Raw genomic sequence first — 9,901 nt, 5'->3', positions numbered from 1 at the left:
TCCCTAAGAGTTTCTAGAACTTAAACGATAATATCAACATTTTAAAACATAGCCTCCCGAACTGAAGGAAGTTTTAAATCAGTGTAAAAATCAACACTGATTTAAAACAGAACCTATTAAATATATTTATATATGCTAACTGAGCAAGCTGGAACTTCTAATATTCCTTCCTTTAGCTTAGCTATTCCGTTATTTGAGTAAATAACTTCTCCAAGCTCATCTGCTGAAAGTGTACAAGAAGCCTTCTCTTTGGAAGGATTTAATACAATGATTATTTTTTCATCGTCACAGCTTCTTTTATAAACAAAAGGATAAGAATTCTTTTCTGCATACAGAAATTCTATGGAAGCATTTGAGCACAAGGCTTCATTATCAAGCCTCAATTTAGTTAATTTTTTTACTTCGTTATACAATGAATTGTCTTTTTCCCTCTGCTTCTTTACTGTAGCTCTTTCGGGCTTTGAATCTTGAATTATGTACAGTTTTTCTTTAGATGCATCAGAGAATCCATCATTAGCTGTATCATCCCATTGCATTGGAGTACGAGAGCCTGTCCTTCCATATCCGCCTTCTACTGAAACAAGATTTTCTACATAATCCATCCCTATCTCATCACCGTAATAAATAAATGGTGCTCCAGGCATGGTAAGCAAGAAAGCAAAAGCTATTTTTAACTCTTCTTCATCAAGCTTCTGAGCAATTCTTGTCATATCATGGTTTCCAGAAGGTATGCACATAAGCCCTTTACCGTCTGTAAGCTTATAATTTTCCATATACTTATTTACAAATTCAGATATATCTCCTTTTCCTTCTCTTGAGAAATATGGATGATCTACTCTAAATAAATCTAAATAGTGAGATGGTCCAAAATGAAGCAGGAAGTCCATATGAAATCCGCCCATTAAGGATTTATCAGGCTCGCCCCATTCAGATATAAGCACTGCCTCTGAAAATTCTTTATCTAGAAAGGCCCTAAAGTCCTGCCATAATTTAATAGTTTCTTTGTTGTCCATATCATTTTTTACTAAGGAGCCAGCCATATCTACACGGAAACCATCACAGCCCATCTTAAGCCAAAAGCGCATTACATCCTTCATAGCTTCTCTAGTTGCTAGTGCCTCTTTAGAGTCAGTAGCCAACTGCCAGCTTTCTGTTGGGTTTGCAAATCCATAGTTAAGTGCTGGCTGAGATGAAAAGAAGTTTACTGCACAGCTTCCATCTCTATCTGAAATTCCCCTTATACAGCCTGCAATACCAGCAATATCCTTAAAATCTCCCCAAACATTATCTGTCCAAATATATCTGTGTGTATATTCATTTTCTTCAGCTTTCATAGATTCCTTAAACCATGGATGTTTTACAGAAGTATGTCCTGGTACTAAATCTAAAATAATATGCATATTTTTTTCATGAAGCTTTTCAAAAAGCTCCTTTAAATCTTCGTTAGTCCCATAGCGTGGTGCCACATTAAGATAATCTGCCACATCGTAGCCTGCATCTGAAAATGGGGAAGTAAAACAAGGGTTTAACCATATGGCATTGCAGCCTAGTTCCTTAATATAATCTATCTTTTCTATAATTCCTTGAATATCACCAATACCATCCGAATTGGTATCCTTAAAGCTTTGAGGATAAATCTCATAAAATATAGCATTGTCCAACCATTTTGACATGTTAAAGCCTCCTTCTAAAATAACCTTTTCTTTAATAACATAATATCAATCCAGATAAATAAATTCTTGCAAAATATTCATTAAAAATAACATAATATTCACAAGTTATTTTTCAAAACAACTTAAATATACATAAAAATTTGATACAATATAGAAAAAGCTATATTTTAAAAAAATGTTGATATAAAGGATGCTTAATATGAAGGATTATTTAAAAGAAACTAAATTTCATGGAACTCTATTGTATCCCTTCCAAATTTATTACATGCATGATCCTAGTGCCAAAATGTTTGTGTCTCACCACTGGCATGATTATGTAGAAATAATTTATATAAAAAGCGGACAGCTTTTTGTAAACATTAGTAATGAACAGTATTCTGGAAAAGCAGGAGATGTTCTTTTTATTAACGAGGAAGAGCTTCATGAAATGTATGTAGAAGATACAGATACCTTATACTACGCTTTCCTCTTTCCTATAAAATATTTAAGCTTTCAAATGAAGGATTATGTTGAGAATTCATATATAGAAGCTCTGTACAATAAACGAAGCATCTTTATAAATAAGCTTCCTCGTAAATGCAAAGCCTATGATAAAATATGTGAAGAGCTGGATTTAATGATTCATATGAACGACTCTAAAAATGGTGCCTATCAGTTTGGTACAAAGGTTTCACTCTTGCATATAATGTACCTTTTAGCAGAAGAAAATATGATTCTTTCTAAAACCTATCAAGGATTTTTAAATGAACATAATAAATTAAAATTGCTAAAAAACATAACCTTATATATTGAAAATAATTATAAAAACAGAATATACCTAGAAACTATTTCTAAAGAATTTGGCATGTCCCCAAAATATTTTTGCAAATTTTTCAAAGATAATTTTGGAAAGACTTTTATTGAATATTTAAAGGCATTAAGAATTGAAAAATCTATGATTATGTTGGTTACCACCGATTTACCCATTATGGATATTGCTTTTGCTTCAGGCTTTGAAAATTTTAGTTACTTCATACGAACCTTCAAGGACTTGTCGGGCTGTACTCCTTCCTACTATAGAAAGCATACTCATTGCAGCCCTATAGATCATAGCTTCTTATCCTTATAAATTTCTTTAAAAGGCTTTTGACTGCTAGATAATTATGGTAACATATAAAGCAGAAGCAATAAATGAATTAGAGGTAAGAAATTGAAAAAAGATTTATATGATATAGATGAATTAGATCTAAAAATTAATAATAAGCTGGGCTGTATGGGTGAAGCTTCTGCTGCCTCCTGCATTAATGAGGTAAAAAGCATAAAGAATGATATGTATGAAAAAGCTTCTAAGATTTTTGTGTATAATTTAAAAAGGCTTATTCAACTGGAAGGAACACAAAAAAATCTAGCTAAAAAAATAGGCATTTCTGAGGATCTGCTATCTAAATATAAATCTGAGGAAGCTTTTCCATCCATAGAAACACTACTGTACATTTGCCAGGTATACCAGATAAGCATGGATAAGCTTATAAATGTACCTCTAGCTTCTGCGGATATAGAATTTTTAGGGACTAACCAACTTATAGATTCTGAAATATTTGAAGATAAATATTATGTATATTTTTTTGTAACTAATATAGCTAAAAATGGAGCAATACATGAAGGAATAGTGACCTTTACCGAAGATAAGGTTACTTTTAAGATTCTTTCAAAGGACAAAGCTGTGAAATGGTTTGATGGTAATTACACACTTTCAGATAAGCTTATATTTTTTAATCTGCATAGCCAAAGCGATGGAAATGTATATATAAGCATGCTCAAGCCTAATGTGAACAAAGGAAAATATGTAGGTGGAATTTCTCTATTATCGCTGCCTTCGGATGCTAATAGCAAGCCCTGCTTTCAGAAAATTTTATTTTCTAAGGTAAGCTTAGATAGAAAGCTTTATTCTGACAAATTGAAGGAATTGCTGAACTTCCATGTGGAGGCTTCCTCCTTTGGAAATCTAAAAATATCTCCCGCTGAAGATGAGGCTGCGTATAATTTTATTGAAAGTTTAAGAAAAAAACCTGAATAAGTATATTGTACACTCATTCAGGTTTCTTTAATTTGACTATGCTTTTTTAAGCCATAGCCTTTAATTACTATGGTAATGAATTTCCTGCTGCTAAATATATTTCATACCACTCTTCTCTAGTAAGTTCAACATTGGAGGCTTTACATATATCCTTTATACGATTTGTATTCATAGAGCCTATTATTGTTTGAATTTTAGCTGGATGTCTTAGTATCCACGCGGTTGCTATGGTAGTGTTGGTCACGCCTTTTTTCTCTGCCAACTCATCAATTTTCTTATTTAATTTCGGAAATTTTTCATTGCCCAAAAATACCCCTTCAAAGAATCCATATTGATATGGTGACCAGGCTTGTATAGTTATGTCTTTAAGCCTGCAATACTCTAGTATGCTGCCATCCCTGTCTATGGATCTATCCACCTTCATATTCACGTTAATGCCTGAATCTATTATGCCCGTATGCATTACTCCAAACTGCAACTGATTTATTATTATATTGTTATCACCTAAGTATTTATTGAGAAGCTCTATCTGCATAGAATTCTGGTTGCTTACTCCAAAGTACTTAACTTTACCGCTGTCATGAAGTTTAGTGAAGGCCTCAGCTACTTCCTCAGGTTCCATAAGAGTGTCTGGGCGATGTAATAACAGCGCATCCACATAATCTGTTTTCAATCTTTTCAGGCTTCCCTCAACGGAATCTAATATGTGCCCTTTGGAGAAGTCGTACATTTTTCCTGATACTATTCCGCACTTTGTCTGTATAATCATCTTTTCTCTTATGGCAGAGCTCATATTTATTGCATCCGCAAATATCTCTTCTGACTTCCCGCCTCCATAAATATCTGCATGATCAAAAAAATTTATACCTTCTTCAAGTGAAAGCTTAATTACCTTTTCTGCTTCCGCCTTGCTTAAGGAGGCCATTCTCATACAGCCAAGAGCTATTTCAGATCCCATAATTTTCCCGTTGCCTATACTTATATTCTTCATGCTTTTTCCTCCTAGCAAATATAAATTATTGCAATGATATTATGCTAAACACAATTTTATTTTACATAACTTGCTTGAAGCTTTCAATAAAAACATCTTCTCCTGAAAAATTTTATATTGAAGAAATAAGTCTAATATAGAACTTTACAATGTTGATTATTTTATCTACGGATATTCTTTCATTATGTCCGTGAATTAATGCCCTTTCTTCTTTGCTAAGCGCTATAGCAGAAAATCTATAAACATACTCACTTATTTCACAATAATGTCTGGAATCACTGCAAGCTACCATAAGATATGGAGATACCACAGCATTAGGCCAGGTTTTTCTAATTGCGCCTTTAAGTTTATCCCAATACTTTCCTTCGGTTTTAGAAAAAGGCGATGCATTCATAGCATCCATGATTCTAATATTTATATTCTCATCCTTTATAACATTTTTTATATATTCTGCAGCAGATTTGGAAGTATCAGTTCCTAAAAGTCTCATGTTAGCAACAACTTTTGCCTCCGTAGGCAGCACATTAGGTGCACTTCCACCTTCCATCATTGTAGCCGCAAAAGTAGTTCTCATAAGAGCATTAAGCTCCCCTCCCATTCGTCTGCAAAGAAGATCTAGTAAAGGCTTAAAGCACCATAAATTTGCAAAAATTACTTTATATGCAAAGGTAGAATATCTTCCAAGGGTATCAAACATTTCCTTTGCAGGCTTTGTGAGCTTACTTTTAAAAGGATGTTTTTCAATTTTCACAACAGCCTGAGATAAAATTCCTACAACCGTATGAGGAGGAGGTGCCGAAGCATGTCCACCATTGCTTTTAGCTGACAGTTCCAAATTCATCGGTCCTTTTTCTCCTATGCCTATGAGAGCACAGCTTTCTTTTACGCCTGGGAATACTTTTTCTACTACAGCTCCCCCCTCATCCAATACCATGGCAGGTCGTATACCCCTAGCCTTTAGTTCTTTTACTATGGAAGGCGCACCATCGCCGCTTACTTCTTCATCTCCAGCAAAAGCAAAATATATATCGTTTTCCGGCGTAAAGCCTAATCCAATGATATATTCGCCCGCTTCCAATATTCCACATAGGGTTCCTTTAGTATCTAGTGTTCCTCTTCCCCAAAGTATTCCATCCTCTACTATCCCCTTAAAAGGTGGCTTATCCCATTTTTCCTCATCCGCCGGTACCACATCATAATGAGACATAAGAACTGTAGGATTATCTGAATTCTTACCTTTCCAAGTAATTAATATTCCTGTATTTCCTACCCTTTCATAACTGCAAGTCTTGAAAACATTAGGATATATCTTTGGTAAAAGAAGCCTAAATTTGTTGAACTCCTCTTCATCTATAAGGGCAGCATCGTATCTTGATACAGTTTTGCATCTTATCATTTGAGCTAAATGATAAGTAACTTTTTCTTCATCTATTTCTATATCAGCTGCCTCTTCATTTTTTTCAGTTTTAGGCTTAAACATCAATGCTCTTATTATGATTATTCCTAAGAAAATAACTGCTAATAAGACTATTCCTCCAAGTAAATATTTCATTTTCTTTTTCCTCCAATAACATTAAATCATCTATTATTTATTCTTCATATGTATTAAATTTCCTTCTATGTAAAATCCATTACTCAAACTAAATTATATCAATGAAAAAAGCAATTGGAAGGGGGGGACAACCAATTGCTTCTGAAATTTATTATTTCGTTATCGGGGGGTATTATTTCCTTGCTATGGTTATATATTAATATTTATTTGTGTCAATTTATTGTCAAATTTTAATACTATTTGTGAACTATATAAATTAAATTGAAATTGAAGTAAAAACAAAAGAAGCAATCGGAAGGGGGATCAACCAATTGCTTCTGAAATTTATATTTCGTTATCGGGGGGTATCATTTCCTTGCTATAGTTATATATTAATATTTATTTGTGTCAGTTCCTTGTCAAATTTTAATCAATTTTATTAACACTTTATTTATACTTTATTTATACTTCTATTCTATAGCTTTTATGGATTCAACTATTGAAAACTTAGTGGCTTTTCTTGTAGCGGGAACTGAAATAAAAGTGGTAATTATTATAGTAATTATTGCTACCAATAGTATTAGCAGTATTGGCAATCTAAATACTGCACCTTCTAAAAAGTCAGCTCTAAGTGCTTCATACACAATATAGCTTGAAATTCCACCTAATAAGGACCCAAAAGCAGAGCTAATTATTCCGTATATACTACCCTCTTTAAAAATCATTACCATAGTTTCTAATCTTGTCATACCAACAGCCCTTAAAACTCCAAACTCTCTTTTTCTCATGACAATGCTTATACTTATAGTATTATATATATTAATCAAGGAAACAAACGATAAGATTGCGGAAAAACCATATAATATAAATCTAGTTACGATAACCAATTTATTCATATTATTAATTTCATCATTAATAGTGATTATACTTCCTCCATTTTTATTCTTAGCTATAGATGAAAGCTTGTCTTTTAATGCATCAATTTGAGTTTTTGGATTAGCATCTATATTTATTTGTTCATAATCCTTTATTCCAAAGTATCTTTCTAAAGCATCATTGCTGCAGATAAATATAAAGGAAGCCTCATCATCAATTGGACGTATTGGCGTGGTACTCAGTGTAGCCATTACATTAAAATTTACATTATTAAATACTTTCCATTCACTTCCCTGTTTATCTTGATAGACTCCCCCCACCACTAAATTTTCTCCGATTCTAAATTTTGTGTATTCTTTATAGTGCAAATTTTCTATTGCTATAAGCTCAGGCTTTTCTTCAAAAGTTTTTGTGTCCAGATTCCCTGCTTTTAAATACTTTTTAAAACCTTCAAGTTCAAAGGAATCAACTCCATAAAAAACTGCATCCATTTTTGTAATTCCGTTATCCTGAAAGGTATCTGCTTTTAATTTACCTTGAGCTGTTAAGAAACCTCCCTCAACATTAATACTTAAAGTCCTTCGCTTATGCTTGTTTATGTTTTTTATAGCATCCAAAGCTTTTATTTTATTCATATCTTCAGCATTATAAGCATAATTTTCTCTTAAGCCTGTTAAGGTTTTAATATTTAAAAGTAGATCCCCTCCCGTATACCTTTTAGCTTCGCTAGTAGGATCAAATAAGCTTAATAAGTATAATGAAGTAATTATGAGTATCATGCTAATAGCTAAAGACAGTATTGTAGCTGCTAACCTTTTTTTAGATTTTTTTAGGTTAATATACGCCATAGAAGTTGTAAAATTCATTATTCTAAAAACATCTATAATAGAATGTTTTTTAGTTCTTGCAATATCTTTATAATTCTCTTTTATTCCATCTATTGGGCTTACTTTTTTGGAAAAAGAAGCAGGGCTTAAAGCTGAAAAAATTATAGCAACAAAGGCAGCAAGTCCTATTTGAAAAATATCCTTTTGAGAAATAATACTCCTTAGCATATCCTTATCTCTACTTATTAAATAATAAAACAGTATTCTTCCTCCAAAACCTCCTATAATTAAAGCTATAGGAATACAAATAATGCTTAATAAAATCGCTTCACCTAATACAAGGAATTTAATTTGTGACATAGAGGCCCCTATAGCTCTCAGCATACTAAATTCCTTTATCCTCTCTAGCACCGTTATATAAAATATATTATATATAACTGCTGCAGCTGCTACATCTACCACCAGCATTAAAAATATTCCTATAGTAGCTATGCTATTTTCAAGCTTTAAAGACCTTAAATAAGTTTCATTTTCTTCAAGCTTCCATTTTTTATTTTCATTTTGTAAACTGTAATTTAAATTTTCTAAAATCTGCTGTGGCTTTCTATCATCTTTTACCCTGAAATAAGTTGTTACTATCCTGCTTTCTTTCAAAGCTTTAGCTTCCTGCATGCATATGATAGCTCTTCCTAAAGAATTGCTATCGTTTTGCCCTGAATTGTTCAATATTCCAACCAGCTTCCATTTACCGTTATGGGCTTTACTCCCTATCACTTCTCCATTTTCATTATAAATGCTTTCTTCATAATCTATTACTATTTCATCTCCTATTTTATTAGAAGGGAAAAATTTATTTAGGGACCACTCCTCCATGGCTAGCTCTCCAGCTTTTTCTGGATATCTTCCCATCAATATGCTCATATTCAGAAGCTTATAGGTATTATTCTCAAAACCATCTAATTCTAGGCTAGCTTTTTTATCTGTAAAATTCTTAAACCCAAGCTGCAAACATTCTCCAGAATTTTCTACTAAGTTGCTCTTTTTTATAGGATCCGTATCCATACTTGTCTGAAGCTTTCCATGATAAATTCCATTTGCTGATTTAGCTGCATTTCTTTCATAATTATAATTTAAAGCATTAACTGTAAGCTTTACCGTCACTAGAAGAATTACAGAAATAATTATGCTTATTGATATCACTAGAGTTTTCTTAAAATTCTTCATTAGGTATCTAGGAATAAGCTGAATAAAATTATTCATATAAGGAAGCCTCCCTTAATGCTCCATCCTCTATGGTTACAATTCTATCTGCGTGGGCTGCCACATTACTATCATGGGTGATCATAATTAAAGTCTGTCCATATTTCTTTATAGATTTTTTCATAAGTTCCAGCACTTCCTTGCTGTTTTTGCTATCCAAATTTCCTGTAGGTTCATCAGCAAATATTATAGAAGGTTTTGAAATTAATGCTCTTGCTATCGCTGTCCTCTGCTGTTGTCCACCTGATAACTGCGAAGGATAGTGATATCTGCGTTCCTTTAAGTTTAAGCTTTCTATTATCTCCTCTAAAAAATCTTTATCAGCTTTTTTATGATCCATGATTAATGGAAGCCTTATGTTTTCATCCACTGTTAAGACAGGTACTAAATTAAAAAATTGAAATATAAACCCTATATTTCTTCTTCTAAATATAGATAATTTTTTTTCACTTAATCCATATATATTTTTTTCGTCTATATAAACCTCTCCACCCGTAGGAGTATCAAGCCCCGCTAAAAGCTGTAAAAGAGTACTTTTACCAGAGCCACTAGGCCCTACTATTGCAACAAATTCTCCTTTTTCCACCTTAAAATTCGTTTTTAATAGTGCCACTACCATATTGCCTTCACTGCCATAAGTTTTATATAAATTCTTTGCTTCTAAAATTAACATTTATATCAGCCCCT

The 9,901-nt window shown here is 32.7% G+C and carries 7 protein-coding genes; 2 read left to right on the top strand and 5 right to left on the bottom strand.

Annotated elements, in window-relative coordinates; all coding sequences use genetic code 11:
* Positions 1–116: 116 nt before the first annotated feature.
* The gene (locus IAI10_RS22690; protein WP_315675602.1) at positions 117–1,673 is read right to left on the bottom strand and encodes an alpha-amylase family glycosyl hydrolase; all 1,557 of its coding nucleotides are present in this window, start codon (positions 1,671–1,673) and stop codon (positions 117–119) included.
* A gap of 199 nt (positions 1,674–1,872) precedes the next feature.
* On the opposite strand from IAI10_RS22690, the gene IAI10_RS22685 reads away from it, so the two are divergent.
* Together IAI10_RS22685 and IAI10_RS22680 are read left to right on the top strand one after the other, a co-directional pair.
* Positions 1,873–2,781, top strand: coding sequence for an AraC family transcriptional regulator (locus IAI10_RS22685; protein WP_315675601.1), 909 nt, complete (start codon positions 1,873–1,875; stop codon positions 2,779–2,781).
* A gap of 81 nt (positions 2,782–2,862) precedes the next feature.
* A complete protein-coding gene (locus tag IAI10_RS22680) occupies positions 2,863–3,729 on the top strand; it encodes a helix-turn-helix transcriptional regulator (protein WP_315675600.1) in 867 nt (288 codons plus the stop codon).
* 67 nt (positions 3,730–3,796) lie between these two features.
* Here IAI10_RS22680 and IAI10_RS22675 read toward each other — a convergent pair whose 3' ends face one another.
* The 4 genes from IAI10_RS22675 to IAI10_RS22660 form a co-directional block, all read right to left on the bottom strand.
* Positions 3,797–4,720 (bottom strand): aldo/keto reductase, encoded by a 924-nt coding sequence (locus tag IAI10_RS22675; protein WP_315675599.1) that lies wholly within the window; start codon positions 4,718–4,720, stop codon positions 3,797–3,799.
* Between the two features lie 112 nt (positions 4,721–4,832).
* Positions 4,833–6,272 (bottom strand): M20 family peptidase, encoded by a 1,440-nt coding sequence (locus IAI10_RS22670; protein ID WP_315675598.1) that lies wholly within the window; start codon positions 6,270–6,272, stop codon positions 4,833–4,835.
* Between the two features lie 449 nt (positions 6,273–6,721).
* Positions 6,722–9,214 carry an FtsX-like permease family protein gene (locus tag IAI10_RS22665; protein WP_315675597.1) on the bottom strand — a complete coding sequence of 831 codons (2,493 nt, stop codon included), beginning with the start codon at positions 9,212–9,214 and terminating at the stop codon, positions 6,722–6,724.
* Entirely contained in the window at positions 9,207–9,887 is a 681-nt protein-coding gene (locus tag IAI10_RS22660; protein WP_315675596.1) for an ABC transporter ATP-binding protein, read from the bottom strand. The genes IAI10_RS22665 and IAI10_RS22660 overlap by 8 nt, the downstream gene beginning before the upstream one ends.
* Between the last annotated feature and the right edge of the window lie 14 nt (positions 9,888–9,901).

The sequence above is a fragment of the Clostridium sp. 19966 genome, from assembly GCF_032335695.1.
GTDB lineage: Bacteria > Bacillota > Clostridia > Clostridiales > Clostridiaceae > JACTOJ01.
The sequence above is the reverse complement of the archived record's forward strand: the minus strand, read 5'-3'. Positions and strand labels throughout refer to the sequence as shown.

What these genes read in the sequence shown, in the direction of transcription:
- IAI10_RS22685 (WP_315675601.1), top strand. Translation starts at nt 1,873, where the DNA reads ATGAAGGATTATTTAAAAGAAACTAAATTTCATGGAACTCTATTGTAT.
- IAI10_RS22675 (WP_315675599.1), bottom strand. Translation starts at nt 4,720, where the DNA reads ATGAAGAATATAAGTATAGGCAACGGGAAAATTATGGGATCTGAAATA.
- IAI10_RS22690 (WP_315675602.1), bottom strand. Translation starts at nt 1,673, where the DNA reads ATGTCAAAATGGTTGGACAATGCTATATTTTATGAGATTTATCCTCAA.
- IAI10_RS22660 (WP_315675596.1), bottom strand. Translation starts at nt 9,887, where the DNA reads ATGTTAATTTTAGAAGCAAAGAATTTATATAAAACTTATGGCAGTGAA.
- IAI10_RS22670 (WP_315675598.1), bottom strand. Translation starts at nt 6,272, where the DNA reads ATGAAATATTTACTTGGAGGAATAGTCTTATTAGCAGTTATTTTCTTA.
- IAI10_RS22665 (WP_315675597.1), bottom strand. Translation starts at nt 9,214, where the DNA reads ATGAATAATTTTATTCAGCTTATTCCTAGATACCTAATGAAGAATTTT.